General features: G+C 58.9%; 16 protein-coding genes. 10 read left to right on the top strand and 6 right to left on the bottom strand.

What is annotated here, in order from left to right:
• The first annotated feature begins 52 nt into the window (after positions 1–52).
• From RGV06_RS20175 to RGV06_RS20160, 4 genes are all read left to right on the top strand, one after another.
• Positions 53–2,818 (top strand): response regulator, encoded by a 2,766-nt coding sequence (locus RGV06_RS20175; RefSeq protein ID WP_046808896.1) that lies wholly within the window; start codon positions 53–55, stop codon positions 2,816–2,818.
• 62 nt (positions 2,819–2,880) lie between these two features.
• Positions 2,881–3,870: a 2-hydroxyacid dehydrogenase gene (locus tag RGV06_RS20170; protein WP_322151031.1), complete on the top strand. Its 990-nt coding sequence runs from the start codon at positions 2,881–2,883 to the stop codon at positions 3,868–3,870.
• 51 nt (positions 3,871–3,921) lie between these two features.
• Positions 3,922–4,359, top strand: coding sequence for a hypothetical protein (locus RGV06_RS20165; RefSeq protein ID WP_019827744.1), 438 nt, complete (start codon positions 3,922–3,924; stop codon positions 4,357–4,359).
• Positions 4,356–4,754, top strand: coding sequence for an META domain-containing protein (locus RGV06_RS20160; RefSeq protein WP_019827745.1), 399 nt, complete (start codon positions 4,356–4,358; stop codon positions 4,752–4,754). Before RGV06_RS20165 ends, RGV06_RS20160 begins: the two co-directional genes overlap by 4 nt.
• A 112-nt stretch (positions 4,755–4,866) precedes the next feature.
• Here the strand turns inward: RGV06_RS20160 and RGV06_RS20155 are convergent, their stop codons facing one another.
• Positions 4,867–5,328: a TlpA disulfide reductase family protein gene (locus RGV06_RS20155; protein ID WP_019827747.1), complete on the bottom strand. Its 462-nt coding sequence runs from the start codon at positions 5,326–5,328 to the stop codon at positions 4,867–4,869.
• A gap of 126 nt (positions 5,329–5,454) precedes the next feature.
• Here RGV06_RS20155 and arsC point away from each other — a divergent pair, with 126 nt between their 5' ends.
• Genes arsC through RGV06_RS20140 form a run of 3 tightly spaced genes read left to right on the top strand, consistent with a single transcriptional unit; the run spans position 5,455 to position 6,816 of the window.
• A complete protein-coding gene (arsC, locus tag RGV06_RS20150) occupies positions 5,455–5,808 on the top strand; it encodes an arsenate reductase (glutaredoxin) (RefSeq protein WP_019827748.1) in 354 nt (117 codons plus the stop codon).
• Positions 5,805–6,410, top strand: a complete 606-nt coding sequence (wrbA, locus tag RGV06_RS20145; protein WP_046808897.1) for an NAD(P)H:quinone oxidoreductase — start codon at positions 5,805–5,807, stop codon at positions 6,408–6,410. Before arsC ends, wrbA begins: the two co-directional genes overlap by 4 nt.
• The gene (locus RGV06_RS20140; protein WP_019827750.1) at positions 6,403–6,816 is read left to right on the top strand and encodes a DUF2069 domain-containing protein; all 414 of its coding nucleotides are present in this window, start codon (positions 6,403–6,405) and stop codon (positions 6,814–6,816) included. The genes wrbA and RGV06_RS20140 overlap by 8 nt, the downstream gene beginning before the upstream one ends.
• Before the next feature lie 119 nt (positions 6,817–6,935).
• On the opposite strand, the gene RGV06_RS20135 is transcribed toward RGV06_RS20140, so the two are convergent.
• Together RGV06_RS20135 and ttcA are read right to left on the bottom strand one after the other, a co-directional pair.
• Positions 6,936–7,607, bottom strand: a complete 672-nt coding sequence (locus RGV06_RS20135; protein WP_019827751.1) for a DNA-3-methyladenine glycosylase I — start codon at positions 7,605–7,607, stop codon at positions 6,936–6,938.
• Positions 7,608–7,626: 19 nt separating this feature from the next.
• Positions 7,627–8,451, bottom strand: a complete 825-nt coding sequence (gene ttcA / locus RGV06_RS20130; RefSeq protein WP_019827753.1) for a tRNA 2-thiocytidine(32) synthetase TtcA — start codon at positions 8,449–8,451, stop codon at positions 7,627–7,629.
• Positions 8,452–8,715: 264 nt separating this feature from the next.
• Between ttcA and RGV06_RS20125 the strand changes: the two genes are divergently transcribed.
• Together RGV06_RS20125 and RGV06_RS20120 are read left to right on the top strand one after the other, a co-directional pair.
• Entirely contained in the window at positions 8,716–9,318 is a 603-nt protein-coding gene (locus tag RGV06_RS20125) for a Yip1 family protein (protein ID WP_019827754.1), read from the top strand.
• 167 nt (positions 9,319–9,485) lie between these two features.
• Positions 9,486–9,980, top strand: a complete 495-nt coding sequence (locus RGV06_RS20120; RefSeq protein WP_046808898.1) for a SprT family zinc-dependent metalloprotease — start codon at positions 9,486–9,488, stop codon at positions 9,978–9,980.
• 49 nt (positions 9,981–10,029) lie between these two features.
• Here RGV06_RS20120 and RGV06_RS20115 read toward each other — a convergent pair whose 3' ends face one another.
• The 3 genes from RGV06_RS20115 to RGV06_RS20105 form a co-directional block, all read right to left on the bottom strand.
• Positions 10,030–11,364, bottom strand: a complete 1,335-nt coding sequence (locus tag RGV06_RS20115; RefSeq protein WP_019827758.1) for a dicarboxylate/amino acid:cation symporter — start codon at positions 11,362–11,364, stop codon at positions 10,030–10,032.
• Between the two features lie 347 nt (positions 11,365–11,711).
• On the bottom strand, positions 11,712–13,055 hold the full coding sequence (locus RGV06_RS20110; RefSeq protein ID WP_019827759.1) for an ATP-binding protein: 1,344 nt from the start codon (positions 13,053–13,055) through the stop codon (positions 11,712–11,714).
• A complete protein-coding gene (locus RGV06_RS20105; RefSeq protein ID WP_019827760.1) occupies positions 13,052–13,729 on the bottom strand; it encodes a response regulator in 678 nt (225 codons plus the stop codon). Before RGV06_RS20105 ends, RGV06_RS20110 begins: the two co-directional genes overlap by 4 nt.
• 135 nt (positions 13,730–13,864) lie before the next feature.
• On the opposite strand from RGV06_RS20105, the gene RGV06_RS20100 reads away from it, so the two are divergent.
• Positions 13,865–14,608, top strand: coding sequence for a 4'-phosphopantetheinyl transferase family protein (locus RGV06_RS20100; protein WP_019827762.1), 744 nt, complete (start codon positions 13,865–13,867; stop codon positions 14,606–14,608).
• The last annotated feature ends 9 nt before the right edge of the window (positions 14,609–14,617 follow it).

Raw genomic sequence — 14,617 nt, 5'->3', positions numbered from 1 at the left:
TGAGCGGGATGCACAGGTCACTCTTAAAAAGAATGCAGGGCTGGAGAGTTGCGTGCTTAAAAACCTCGGTATCAAAGGCCGCGTATTGCTGCTTACGTTATTGCCCGTCAGCTTGATGGCAACCGTACTGGGCGGCTACTTCACCTGGCTGCAGCAATCAGAGCTGCAATCGCAGTTGTTACAGCGCGGAGAAATGATCGCCGAACAACTTGCCCCTCTGGTGGCCCCTGCCATGGGCCGGCATGACACCGCACTCCTGGCACGTATCGCCACCGAATCCCTTGAGCAACAGGATGTACGGGCCGTTGCGTTCCTCAACGCCAACCACGAACCCCTCGCCCATGCCGGGCCGATCATGCTCAATCAGGCCCCTCTGGGCAGCAGCACCCAACTGCAGCAACGGACGGATAACGACGCCACCCGCTATTTACTGCCGGTGTTTGGCCGCCATCGCAATCTGGCCGGTGACGTGATCCCCAACGAGGCCCACCGCCTGCTGGGCTGGGTCGAGCTCGAGCTCTCCCACAACGGCATGCTGCTGCGCAGCTACCGCAACCTGTTTGCCAGTTTGCTGCTGATAGTGACCGGGCTGGTGCTGACCACCTTGCTGGCACTGCGCATGAGCCGAACGATCAATGCCCCGTTGGGCCAAATCAAGCAAGCCGTGGCGCAGCTCAAGGACGGGCACCTTGAAACCCGTTTGCCGCCATTGGGCAGCCACGAGCTGGACGAGCTGGCCTCGGGCATCAACCGCATGGCCGAAACCCTGCACAATGCCCAGGAAGAACTGCAACACAGCGTCGACCAAGCCACTGAAGATGTGCGCCAAAACCTCGAAACCATTGAGATCCAGAACCTGGAGCTCGACCTGGCCCGTAAGGAAGCCCTGGAAGCCAGCCGGATAAAGTCAGAGTTTCTGGCCAATATGAGCCACGAGATCCGCACTCCGCTCAATGGCATTCTTGGTTTTACCCACTTGCTTCAGAAAAGCGAGCTGACCCCACGTCAGTTCGACTACCTGAACACCATCGAAAAATCAGCCGACAACTTGCTCGGAATCATCAATGAGATTCTCGACTTTTCGAAAATCGAAGCCGGCAAGCTGGTACTCGACACTATCCCGTTCAATCTGCGCGATTTGTTGCAAGACACCCTGACCATCCTAGGACCCTCGGCCCATGACAAAGGACTGGAGTTGGTCAGTCTGGTGTACCGAGACACACCGCTGTCGCTGATTGGCGACCCGCTGCGACTCAAGCAAATCCTCACCAACCTGGTCAACAACGCCATCAAGTTCACTCGCGAAGGCACCATTGCCGTGCGCGCCATGCTTGAAGACCAGGACGAAAACGAAACCGATGGCAGCGTACAACTGCGCATCAGCGTGCAGGACACCGGCATAGGCCTGACCGCCCAGGATATCCGGGCGCTGTTCCAGGCCTTCAGCCAGGCTGACAACTCACTGTCGCGCCAACCTGGCGGCACCGGGCTTGGGCTGGTGATTTCCAAGCGACTGGTAGAGCAAATGGGTGGCGAAATCGGCGTAGAAAGCACCCCCGGCGAAGGCTCGGTGTTCTGGATCAGCGTCAAACTGCCCAAGGCCCGCGATGACGTCGAGGACCTGCCCTCTGCGCCATTGCTGGGCCGGCGCGTGGCGATCCTGGAGAAGCATGACCTGGCTCGCCAGGCCCTGCACCATCAACTGGAAGACTGCGGCCTGGAAGTCACGCCGTGTACCACCCTTGAAAATCTCACCAATTGCGTGACCGGCGCCCATCAGACTTCGCAGGCTATAGATCTGGCGGTACTCGGGGTCACGGCCAATGACACGCCGCCCGAGCGTCTTACCCAGCACATCTGGGACCTGGAACACATGGGTTGCAAAGTGCTGGTGCTGTGCCCGACCACCGAGCAGGGGCTGTTTAATACCGTGGTGACTAACCCCCACGGCCAGCTTCAGGCCAAACCCGCCTGTACCCGTAAACTGCGCCGTGCCCTGGCCGACCTGATCAGCCCGAAGCAACCCCGTGCCGAGCCCGGTGAGCCACTGGCCAGTCGCGCACCGAGACTGCTGTGTGTCGATGACAACCCGGCCAATCTGTTGCTGGTGCAAACCCTGCTCGAAGGCATGGGCGCCAAAGTGACTGCCGTGGACAGCGGCTATGCCGCCATCGAAGCGGTCAAGACCGAAGACTTTGATCTGGTGCTGATGGATGTGCAGATGCCCGGCATGGACGGACGGGAAACCACCGAAGTCCTGCGCCAATGGGAAAGCGAGCGCCACTGCACGCCGCTGCCGATTGTCGCGCTGACAGCCCACGCAATGGCCAACGAAAAACGTGCCCTGCTGCAAAGCGGCATGGACGATTACCTGACCAAGCCCATCAGCGAGCGTCAATTGGCGCAGGTGGTGTTGAAATGGACAGGGCTGGCCTTGCGCAATCAAATCAGCGACAACCACCACGAACCCATCCGCCACAACGCCCAGTTACCGGTACTCGATCACGAGGAAGGCCTGCGGCTGGCGGCCGGCAAGGCTGACCTGGCCATCGACATGCTGGCCATGTTGCTGGCCTCACTGGAAGCTGACCGCGAGGCCATCCAGCAGGCCCGCACCGCCAAGGACAACAATGCGCTGATCGAACGGGTCCACCGTTTGCACGGTGCCACGCGCTACTGCGGTGTTCCGCAATTGCGAGCCGCCTGCCAGCGCAGCGAAACCCTGCTCAAGCAAACAAGTCCCAATGCCGGCGCTGCCCTCGAAGAACTGGACAGGGCCATCATCCGCCTGGCCAAAGAGGCGCGCAGTCGCGCATAAAACCGAGAAGCTGTAGCCGCTGACGAGCTACACAGTTCAGGCCCACCCACCAAGGAAGACCCATGCGCACGATTCTTTTCAGCAGCCAGACCTACGACAGCGACAGTTTCACCGCAGCCGAGCAACCTGACGGCAATGAACTGCACTTCCAGCCGGCGCGCCTGACCCTCGACACTGCAGCGCTGGCCCATGACTACGAGGTGGTCTGCCCGTTTATCAATGACGACCTGAGCGCCCCGGTGCTGGAGCAACTGGCCGCAGGCCGCACGCGGCTTATTGCCCTGCGCTCGGCCGGCTATAACCACGTTGATCTGCCGGCTGCCAAACGCCTGGGCTTGAGCGTGGTGCGCGTACCAGCCTACTCCCCGCACGCCGTGGCCGAACATGCCGTGGCCTTGATCCTGGCGCTTAACCGGCGCTTGCACCGGGCCTACAACCGCACCCGCGAAGGCGACTTCACCTTGCACGGGCTGACCGGCTTCGATCTGGTGGGAAAAACCGTGGGCGTGGTCGGCACCGGTCAGATCGGCGCTACGTTCGGCAAAATCATGGCCGGTTTCGGCTGCAAACTGCTGTGCTTTGACCCGTACTCAAACGCCGAGCTGCTGGCTCTGGGCGCGAAGTATGTAAGCCTGCCCGAACTGCTGGCCGAGTCGCACATCATTTCCCTGCACTGCCCGCTGACTTCAGACAACAAACACCTGATCAACAGCACCAGCCTGGCCACCCTCAAACATGGCGCCATGCTGATCAACACCGGACGCGGCGCATTGGTCGATACGCCGGCGCTGATCGAAGCGCTGAAAAATGGCCAGTTGGGTTACCTGGGGCTGGATGTCTATGAGGAGGAGGCCCAACTGTTCTTCGAAGACCGCTCCGACCTGCCCCTGCAAGATGATGTGCTGGCGCGGCTGCTGACCTTTCCCAATGTGATCATCACCGCCCATCAGGCGTTTCTGACCCGTGAGGCCCTGAGTGCGATTGCCTCCACGACATTGAGCAACATCGCGGCCTGGAAAAACGGTACACCGCAAAACCTGATCGAAGGTTGATCTTGGGCTTTGATGCCTGCGTGCTAGCATAGCGACTTATTTGGAGGACCCATGGTCGAACACGATTTTCGCTACAGCCTGCTTAACCCGCAGCACACCCTGATTGAATGCCGCGCCCTGGCGCCAGGTCTGTATCAGGTCACCGGCAACGGTGGCTCGATTCAAACCGGCGACGTACTGATTGTGACCCTCAAAGGCAGCAAGGACTTGTCCATGCGCCTGACCGTCGACAAGGTCCGTCACCTGATCAATCCGCGCGGCCAGTGGGTTGCCGTCACCAAAGGGCCGGTTTTCGGCGAGCTGGCGATTCATGAATGGCAGGTCAACTGCGACACATGCGCTAAAGAGTTGAAGTTCGAGTTCGCGGTCGACGCCAAACTCGGCACCAAGGCGCAAAAACCTGCAGCCTCGGCACGTATCGCAGAGCTGGGCTGGAGCACTGAAGGCAGCAAACACGTGTGCCCTCAATGCCAAAAGGTTGCGCCATGAAACACCTGACCCTGCTCGCCTTGCTCGGCGCAAGCCTGGTCGGCTGCGCAGGTGATCCGGTCAAGTTGCAGCAGAACCACACCTATGTACTGGAGTGGATCGGCGAACGGCCGCTGATCGATAACAGCCACCTGACCGTGACCCTGGACGATGCTGGCCGGGCCTATGGCAGTGGCGGTTGTAATCACTGGTTCGCGCCGTACACCCTGGACGGCAACACGCTGACCTTTGGTGGCGTGGGCAGCACCCGCAAAGCCTGTGCCCCGGCACTGATGGAGCAGGAGCACCGATTCTTCGAGGCCCTGCAAACCGTACAGAGCTGGGACATCTCGCCGATTGAACAAGTGCGGTTCTGGCCAGCTGAAGGCAAGCCGCTACGGCTGTGGCCTGAATAGGACTAAAAACCTGTGGGAGCCAGCCTGCTGGCGATGCAAACAACCCGGCCTGCCTGACTCACCGCGCTGATGTTTTCGCTGGCAGGCCAGCTCCCACAGAAGCTGGCCTCGCTTAGCCGCGCAATTCCTTGATCTTGGCCAACACGCCGGCCGCCGTCTGCTCGCCCATCAACGTCGCACGCACCTTGCCTTTGTCATCGATGATGTAGGTCACTGGCAATGCCTCGCTACGTGGCAGATCGAAGACTTCAGCCGGATCCTGCGCCAGCACGGTAAACGTGATGCCCAGCGCGGTACTCGCTTCGCTCAGTTCCTTGCCCTGCAAACCATCGAAGTTGACCCCGAACACCCCCACGGACTGCCCCTGCAGCTGTTTTTCCAGGGAGTTGAGTTCAGGAATTTCAATCCGGCATGGCCCGCACCATTCAGCCCAGTAATTGATGACCTTCCATTGTTTGTCCAGACGCTCCGATGCGATCTTCTGTCCGTGCTGATCGACCCCATAATCATTTCCGCAGCCGGCCAACAATAACGTGGCAGAGACGGCAGCTACTGCCATGAGTCGCTTTAACATGTGTTGATCCTTCTTGGTGAATACATACAAAAAGCCATCAGCGAGCGGCCATTTACCGCATACGGTTCAGGCGCGCCCGTCAGGCGGGTAGAATAGCCGCCACCTTACGCAAGATGCGACCCGCACATGACCGATCTGACGCTTTATCACAACCCGCGCTGCTCGAAATCCCGCGGTGCGCTCGAACTCCTCGAAGCCCGGGGCCTGACTCCCACCGTAGTACGCTACCTCGACACGCCCCTGGACGCCTCCCAACTGCGCGACCTGCTGGCCAAGCTGAAGATCAGCGCACGCCAACTGTTGCGCACCGGCGAAGACGAGTTCAAGGCCCTCAACCTGGCGGATGCAAGCCTCAGCGAGGCGCAACTGATCGACGCGATGGCTGCGCATCCCAAGCTGATCGAACGGCCGATCCTGGTCGTGGGCAACAAAGCGGTGATTGGCCGTCCACCTGAAAAAGTCCTGGAGATCCTGCCGTGAGCGCACCCTATATTCTGGTTCTTTATTACAGCCGTAATGGTTCGACCAGTGAGATGGCCCGGCAAATCGCCCGCGGCATCGAGCAAGGCGGCCTTGAGGCACGCTTGCGTACGGTGCCCGCCATCTCCACCGAGTGCGAAGCCGTGGCCCCCGGCATTCCGGAAGAAGGCGCCCTTTACGCCAGCCTCGACGACCTGAAAAACTGCTCGGGTCTGGCCCTGGGCAGCCCTACCCGCTTCGGCAACATGGCTGCTGCGCTGAAATATTTTCTGGATGGCACCAGCAATCTCTGGCTGACGGGCGCACTGGTCGGCAAACCGGCTGGTGTTTTCACATCAACCGCCAGCCTGCACGGTGGCCAGGAAAGCACTCTGCTGTCGATGCTCTTGCCGCTGATGCACCACGGCATGCTGGTCACCGGCCTGCCTTACAGCGAGTCGTCCTTGCTGCACACCACGGCCGGCGGAACTCCGTATGGCCCGAGCCATCACGCGGGCGCCGACGGCAAGCGCGGGCTGGACGAACACGAAGTCACCCTGTGCCGGGCCTTGGGTCAACGCTTGGCCACCATCGCCCTGAAACTGGAGACCACCCGTGGCTAAAAAGCCAAAAGTGCTGCCTCCCATCGAATGGCTGGAGCCGCGGGTGCGGCTGATGCGCGTACTGAGCCTGGTGTGTTTTTTTGGCCTGATCGGCCTGCTGTGCGTTTACTACCTGATCTTTGCTGACCTGCATGGCGCACGCCCGTGGGTGATTCTGCTGATCGAGCTGGTGCCGTTGATGTTTCTGGTCCCAGGAATGCTCAAAGGCAGCCCGCGCGGGCACTCGTTCACCTGCTACGTGGTCAACCTGTACTTGATCAAGGGGGCATTGGCAGCGTTCGATCCGAATCGCCAAGTGTTCGGCCTGCTGGAAATCGCCGCCAGTGTGGCCGTGTTCATCAGCGCCATGCTGTTTGTGCGCTGGCGTTACCAGCTGGATCGGCGATTGGCGGGTGAAGGCGCGTAAGAGCGTGTGGGAGCGGGCTTGCTCGCGATGCAGTCGACTCGGTTTACCAGGCAAATCGAGGCGCTGCCATCGCGGGCAAGCCTCGCTCCCACAGGTTTTATGCCGCTCGCAAAACCTGCTTAATGGTTCACCGTAAACGCCAGCATCTGTGACAGCTGGCACATCGGCCGGCCACTTTCGGCGTGCCACTGGTTAAATGCGTTTTGCACAATCGCCAGGTCCCGCAGGCTGGTAGGTGCTTTGTCCACCAGCTTTTGCGCGTTCAAAGCAGCTACCACGTCATCGCTGGGCACAAAGGTGTCCTTGCCGACCATACGTAAAAAGCGTGGAGCCGATAATCCGCCCAACTGATGCCCGTGCTTGGCCAGGTATTTCCACAACCCGACGATATCGGTCACCGGCCAATCCGCGATAAACGCGCCAAAACTGCCGTGTTCGTGAGCGATATCGAGCACCATCTGCGCATTGCGCGGTACGCTTTTAAGCTTGCCCAGATGGCGAATGATCCGCGCATCCTGCATCAGCCGCTCCAGATGCTCGGCGCCCATCAGCACCACTTTCTCCGGGTCAAATCCGAAGAACACTTCCTCAAACACCGGCCACTTGGCATCCACCACGCTGTGCTTGAGCCCGGCACGAAAAACACGCAGAGCCAGGGTCGAAAGGTAGCGATCATCGCTGATCCGGCGCAATTGTTCCGGGCTTCTCGGGACGGGCAATTGAGCTTCCAGTGCGGCTGACGAACCAAAACGGTTCAAACAATATTCGTGCAGCCATTTGTAGTCGCGCATGCCCTCTCCTCTCGGCAATTTACAGGTTAAGCAGGTTAACGAACCGCGACGCAGCAGTGTCGTCGATCTTCAGGCTGGCAAAGTCATACAGGTTACGGTCCGCCAATTGCGACGGGATAACGTTCTGCAAACTGCGAAAGATACTCTCGGTGCGCCCTGGCGTCTTGCGGTCCCAGTCCTGAAGCATGTCCTTGACGACCTGGCGCTGCAGGTTCTCCTGCGAGCCACACAGGTTGCATGGAATGATCGGGAACTGCCGCAGGTCCGAGTAGGCCTGAATGTCCTTCTCGTTGCAGTACGCCAGAGGCCGGATCACCACATTGCGCCCGTCATCGGAGCGCAGCTTGGGCGGCATCGCCTTGAGGGTTCCGTTGAAGAACATGTTGAGAAAGAAGGTTTCAACGATGTCATCGCGATGATGCCCCAAGGCCATCTTGGTCGCGCCGATCTTGTCGGCAAAGGTGTACAAGGTGCCCCGGCGCAAGCGCGAACACAGTGAACAGGTGGTCTTGCCTTCGGGGATCAGTTCCTTGACCAGCGAGTAGGTATCTTTTTCAACGATGTGGTACTCCACGCCCAATGACTTGAGGTAGGTCGGGAGTACGTCTTCGGGGAAGCCCGGCTGCTTCTGGTCCATGTTCACGGCCACGATTTCGAACTGGATGGGCGCGACTTTTTGCAGGTGCAGCAGCACATCGAGCAAGGTGTAGCTGTCTTTGCCACCCGACAGGCAAACCATCACCTTGTCGCCGTGTTCAATCATTTTGAAGTCGGCCACAGCCTCACCGGTCAAGCGACGCAGGCGTTTCTGGAGTTTGATTTGAGAGACCGAATGAGTGCCCATAGCGCTTGAAATCCGCGAGTTAAGACGAAAAGTCGGGGATTTTACCGAAAAAACCTCAAACGACGCACCCCTTTGCCCCCTAAAGACGTCAATGCGATAAGCCTGCGTCTGACAGCACAATATGCTCTAAAGGGCCGGTTATATGGGTCGGCAGGTTCCCTATACTTGATCTAAGGCCGCACGCCCACCGCATTGAAACGTATTGGCTGCGCGACCGGCACGCGTCCCACTGGGGGCGATGCGTCTTATACAGGAGCGACAGCCATGATCCATCACGTTGTGGGCCTTTTCACCCACCCCGATAAAGAGTGGCGCGAAATCCGTGGCGATGCAGAAGAAAGCATCGGCCATATGTACCTCACTCATACATTGATTCTGGCTGCGATCCCGGCCATTTCCGCATTTATTGGTACCACTCAGGTGGGCTGGGTGATCGGTGCTCGAGCGCCGGTGATGCTGACCCTGGACAGCGCGTTGTGGATGACCCTGATGTCCTACGTCGCAATGCTTGCGGGCGTGGGTGTGATGGGCGCGTTTGTTCACTGGATGGCCCGCACTTACGATGCACAACCCAGCCTGCCGCGCTGCGTGGCCTTTGCCACCTACACGGCTACACCGCTGTTTATCGGCGGGCTGGCGGCGCTGTATCCGCACATGTGGCTGGGCATGATGGTGGGCACTGCAGCCATTTGCTACACCGTGTATTTACTCTACGTGGGCCTGCCGACCTTCATGAACATTGACCCCGACGAAGGCTTTCTATTTTCAAGTTCGGTACTGGCGGTCGGCCTGGTGGTACTGGTGGCGATCATGGCATTTACCGTGATTGTCTGGGGGCTGGGCGTAGGGCCGGTGTATACCAACTAAACGTCCCCCTAAAACCTGTGGGAGCGAGCCTGCTCGCGAAGGCCTGATGCACTTGAGCTTTCGCGAGCAGGCTCGCTCCCACAGGCTGATATAGACCATTGGGCGCCAACAGGTTCGGAACCCCCACCGCTTGCGGCATAATCGCCAGCTCTGGAGAACCGAACCGAATGCCCGAGTCACTCAATACCCGCGTCGAAGACTGTTTCCAACAGGCCGAAGTATTTTTCAAACGCCCTTTTAAACGCCCCGTCGTCAGCTTCAAGCTGCGCGGGCAAAAAGCAGGTGTCGCCCATCTGCACGAAAACCTGCTGCGCTTCAATCCGCAGCTGTACCGCGAAAACAGTGAAGACTTTCTCAAGCAGACTGTCCCCCACGAAGTCGCCCACCTGATTGCCCACCAACTGTTTGGCGACCGCATCGCACCCCATGGTGAGGAATGGCAGTTGATCATGCGCGGGGTGTACGAACTGCCGCCCAATCGCTGCCATACCTACGCCATCAAGCGCCGTAGCGCCACGCGCTACATCTACCGCTGCCCTTGTCCGCAGAGCGACTTTGCGTTCTCGGCCCAGCGTCATGCCCTGGTCAACCAGGGGCGCAGTTACCTGTGCAGACGCTGCCGCCAGACGTTGGTCTTCAGCGGCCAAACCCGGGTCGAATAGGCAGGCATAAAAAAACCCATCCGAAGATGGGTTTTTTATTCACTCAAGCTTACTTGAGCAACACCGGGGCCGGGCCTTCAGCCACACCCAGGTCATCTTGCGGACGCGTGTCGTCCAGCGGGCGACCACCAGAGTTCAGCTCTGCTTGCAACTTGTCAGTGTCCAGCTCTTTCACCCACTTGGCCACAACCAAGGTTGCCACCGCGTTACCGATCAGGTTGGTCAGGGCACGGGCTTCGGACATGAAGCGGTCGATACCCAGAATCAGCGCCAGACCAGCAACCGGCAAGTGACCTACAGCCGATAGGGTTGCCGCCAGTACGATAAAACCACTACCGGTTACGCCTGCAGCACCTTTAGACGACAGCAACAACACCAGCAGCAGCGTGATCTGGTGTGTGATGTCCATATGAGTGTCTGTCGCCTGAGCGATAAACACAGCAGCCATGGTCAGGTAGATCGAAGTGCCGTCGAGGTTGAACGAGTAGCCGGTCGGGATCACCAGACCCACCACCGACTTCTGCGCGCCCAGACGCTCCATTTTCACCAGCATGCGTGGCAGGGCCGATTCCGACGAGGACGTACCCAGTACGATCAGCAGCTCTTCACGGATGTAGCGGATCAGCTTCAAAACGCTGAAGCCGTGAGCGCGGGCAATACCGCCCAGCACGATCAGCACGAACAACACGCAGGTGATGTAGAAGCAGATCATCAACTGGCCCAACTGAACCAGCGAGCCTACGCCGTAAGCGCCGATGGTGAAGGCCATCGCACCCAGCGCACCAATGGGCGCCAGCTTCATGATCATGTTGATGATGTTGAACATCACGTGGGCGAAGCGATCGATGAAGTCCAGTACCGGTTTGCCGTAAGCACCCAGGCGATGCAGGGCGAAACCGAAGATCACCGAGAACATCAGCACTTGCAGGATGTCCCCATTGGCGAAGGCGCCAACAATGGTCGACGGGATCACGTTGAGGATAAAGCCTACGATGCTCTGGTCTGCGCCTGCCGACACGTAACCGGCAATTTTGCTGGCATCCAGAGTCGACACGTCAATGTGCATACCCGCGCCAGGCTGAACCACGTTGACCACAATCAGGCCAATCAGCAGGGCAATGGTCGATACCACTTCAAAGTAGAGCAACGCATAGCCACCGGTCTTGCCGACCGACTTCATGCTCTGCATGCCGGCAATACCGCTCACCACCGTACAGAAAATAATGGGCGCGATGACCATCTTGATCAGTTTGATAAAACCATCACCCAGCGGTTTAAGGGCAACACCGGTTTCAGGGTAGAAATGGCCCAACAAGATGCCGATAGCGATAGCTAAGATCACTTGCACATACAGGGATTTGTACAGTGGCTGACGAGTCGTCATTGCAAAGTTCCTCAAGTGCATCACTCAGTCATCATTCCGTCTGAGACTGGCGATACCCAAAGCGCGAACCCTCCTTCTTGGAGGGATTTGTTGTTGGAGCTGCTCTACCGGCAGACCTCTCGCACTTATTGCAAGCCGTGGGCCACATTGGGCAAAACCCTCTCAAAGGCCCATGGCACCAGCACCTGCAGGAAATTACAGTTTGATTTTCAAGGACAGGACTTGGCGGGATTCCGCCCATCGAGCCTGTTGAGACGGACAAGATGGCGGATATCCGCCTGAATCCCACGGACTCCTGTAGCAGCTGCCGAAGGAACGAGGCTGCTGCTAGAGGGGTTCGTCGCTCACTACGCCGGGAAGTGAATCCGGAAGGCGGCCCCGCCCAGTGACGAGTCGTCCAGCGTCAGGGTGGCGTCATAGCTTTCGATGATGTCCTTGACCACTGCCAGGCCAATGCCCTGCCCCGGATGCTGACGGTCCAGGCGCTCCCCGCGTTGCAGAATTCTTGCGCGTTGATCGGCCGGCACGCCCGGGCCATCGTCTTCAACGCAGACCTCAATGCCATGCACATTGCGATGCAGGCTGATGCGTACCTGACTCAGACACAGCCGGTAGGCGTTTTCCAACAGGTTGCCGAGCAATTCCAGCAAGGCGTTCTGCTCGATCGGTACATGGCTCAACTCCGGAATGTCGTAGCTGACCTTCACCCCTTTATCCCGGTACACCTTGTCCAGCGTGTCACACAGGCTGCGCACCACCGGCAGCAGTTCGACCTGATGGCGGACCAGGCCGCTTTTGCGCAAACTGGCACGCTGCAACTGATAGCCAATTTGCTGGTTCATGCGCTCAATCTGGCTTTGCAGCACCCAGGCCTGCTCGCGCTCTGCAGGGCGCTGGGCCATGCTTTCACTCACACCCTGCAACACCGCCAAGGGGGTTTTCAGGCTGTGGGCCAGGTCATCAAGTGAATCGCGATAACGCGTACGCTGCTCGCGCTCGCTTTGCAGCAAACGGTTCAACGAGCCGGTCAGACGCAGCAACTCCCGAGGGTGCTGCTCGCTGAGGCTTTCCCGCTCGCCGGTTTCAATTTCATCCAGTTCCTGACTCAAACGTCGCAAGGCGCGTAACCCCCACGTCAGACCAATCCATAGCAATGCCAGCAGCACAATCAACGCCGCGCCAAACCCCAGGTAAAGGTTTTCGCGCAAGCCTGCCAACGTCAGGTTGTATTCACGCATCGGTTGCAAGGCAACAAAGCTGAAGGCCGCATTCTTGCCGCCGAGCAACTTCACCTCGACGTCGTAGACAAAAAACTCTTCGCCGTTGTCTTCGCGAATACTCGCAAATTCGTTGCCACGCCCGTCATAGCGCGGTTTGTAGTTGATGGTTTCTTCTTGCGTAGCCCGCGAGCGCCACACCAGATGGCCCTCGCGGTCAAAGACATAGCCGAGAACGCGACTGTCCGGCAGGTCAAACTGCTCGTCCGGTAACAGGACGGGCATTTTGAGATGGTTTTTTTCGACCTTGGCCGCCGAAATCAACGTGGTGACATCAGACGCCAGGCGCTGCTCGATGGCGTCCTTGAGGGCCAGACTGAACGCCCCCTGCATGGCCGGTAACAGCGCCAGCATAAACAGCACGGCCAACAACGTGGCCGCTAACATCAATCGAACGCGAAGCGAACGAATCATCGACAGCGCTCAGTGAACAGGTAACCCAGCCCACGCACGGTATCGATCGGTTTAAAGCCATTTGCCCCCTCAAGCTTGCGACGCAGGCGCCCTACCAGCACCTCGATCACATTCGGATCACGCTCCTCGTCATCCGGGTACAACTGTTCCATCAGGCGGTCCTTGGCCACCACTTGCTGGTGATGGCGCATCAGGTACTCAAGAATACGGTACTCATACGCTGTCAACGCCAGCGGCTCATCATCGAGCAGCGCTTGCTTGCGATTGATGTCCAGCACCAGCGCTCCCGCCACGATCGTCGACTGGGTAAAACCACAGGAACGGCGCAGCAACGCATTGAGCCGCGCCTCCAGCTCTTCGAACTGAAACGGCTTGACCACATAATCGTCGGCGCCGGCAGCCAGCCCTTCGACCTTGTCCTGCCAGTTGCCACGAGCCGTCAGAATCAGGATCGGAAACGTCTTGCCCCGCGCGCGCAACTGACGAATCAGTTCCAGCCCGCTCATTCCCGGCAAACCCAGATCAATCATGGCCAAGTCATGGTTGAACTGTTCGCTCTGATACAACGCCTCTTCGGCATTGGCGACGGCCTCGACCACATGGCCGTTTTCGCTCAGTCGGGTTTGCAAGTGATGGCGCAGCAACGCCTCATCTTCAACCACCAACAATTTCATCGCGCTCTCCCAAGCAAAATCCGCGTCTCGAAGGACGTGTGTCCCCTACAGCCTAGCCACACACAGTAAGTCGTGCGCCCTGAACAGACTCTGAACAATTGCACAGCCGGGCCAAGCCCCTGCACAATGCCCGCCATGAACCGACTCCCCGCCCTGCCTGCCTGCTGCACGCCGTTGCGTACTGACTGGCCCCTGCCGCAACAACTGCCCGCCAGTGTGTGGTTCAGCACCGACTTTATCCCCGCACAGCTTGCAGTGGATGATTTTGCCCAAAGCGCCATTGAGATGCCTGCGAGTATTCAACGCTCAGTGGCCAAACGCCAAGCCGAATTTTTGGCCGGCCGCCTGTGCGCCCGCGCCGCCCTGCTGCAACTGGACGGCACCTGTAACGTTCCCACCATGGGTAAAGACCGCGCCCCCGTATGGCCAGCTCATATCAGCGGAACCATCACCCACAGCAATGGGCGCGCTGCAGCGCTGGTGGCACTGAAAAGTGAATGGCAAGGGCTGGGCATGGATCTGGAGAATCTGCTCAGCACCGAGCGCGCCAAGCGCCTGGCCAATGAAATCCTCACCCCCGATGAATTGCAACGCATGGCTGCCGGGCCTGAAGAGCAGATAGCGCTGCTGGTCACCCTGACCTTCTCGGTCAAGGAAAGCCTGTTCAAGGCCCTGTTTCCCTTGGTGCACAAACGCTTTTATTTTGAACACGCCGAAGTGCTCGACTGGACAACGGACGGCCATGTGCGCCTGCGCCTGCTCACCGACCTGTCGCCTGAATGGCAACACGGCCGCGAGCTGGATGCGCAGTTTTGCCTGCTTGAAAATCAAGTATTGAGTGTGGTGGCGATCAAGGCTCAGACGCCTGCGGCTCCCTGATCCCCAACG

It is taken from the genome of Pseudomonas sp. CCI3.1, from assembly GCF_034313985.1.
Classification (GTDB): Bacteria; Pseudomonadota; Gammaproteobacteria; order Pseudomonadales; family Pseudomonadaceae; genus Aquipseudomonas; species Aquipseudomonas psychrophila.
Note: the sequence above shows the minus strand (reverse complement) of the source record. Positions and strands in the feature narration are given on the sequence as shown.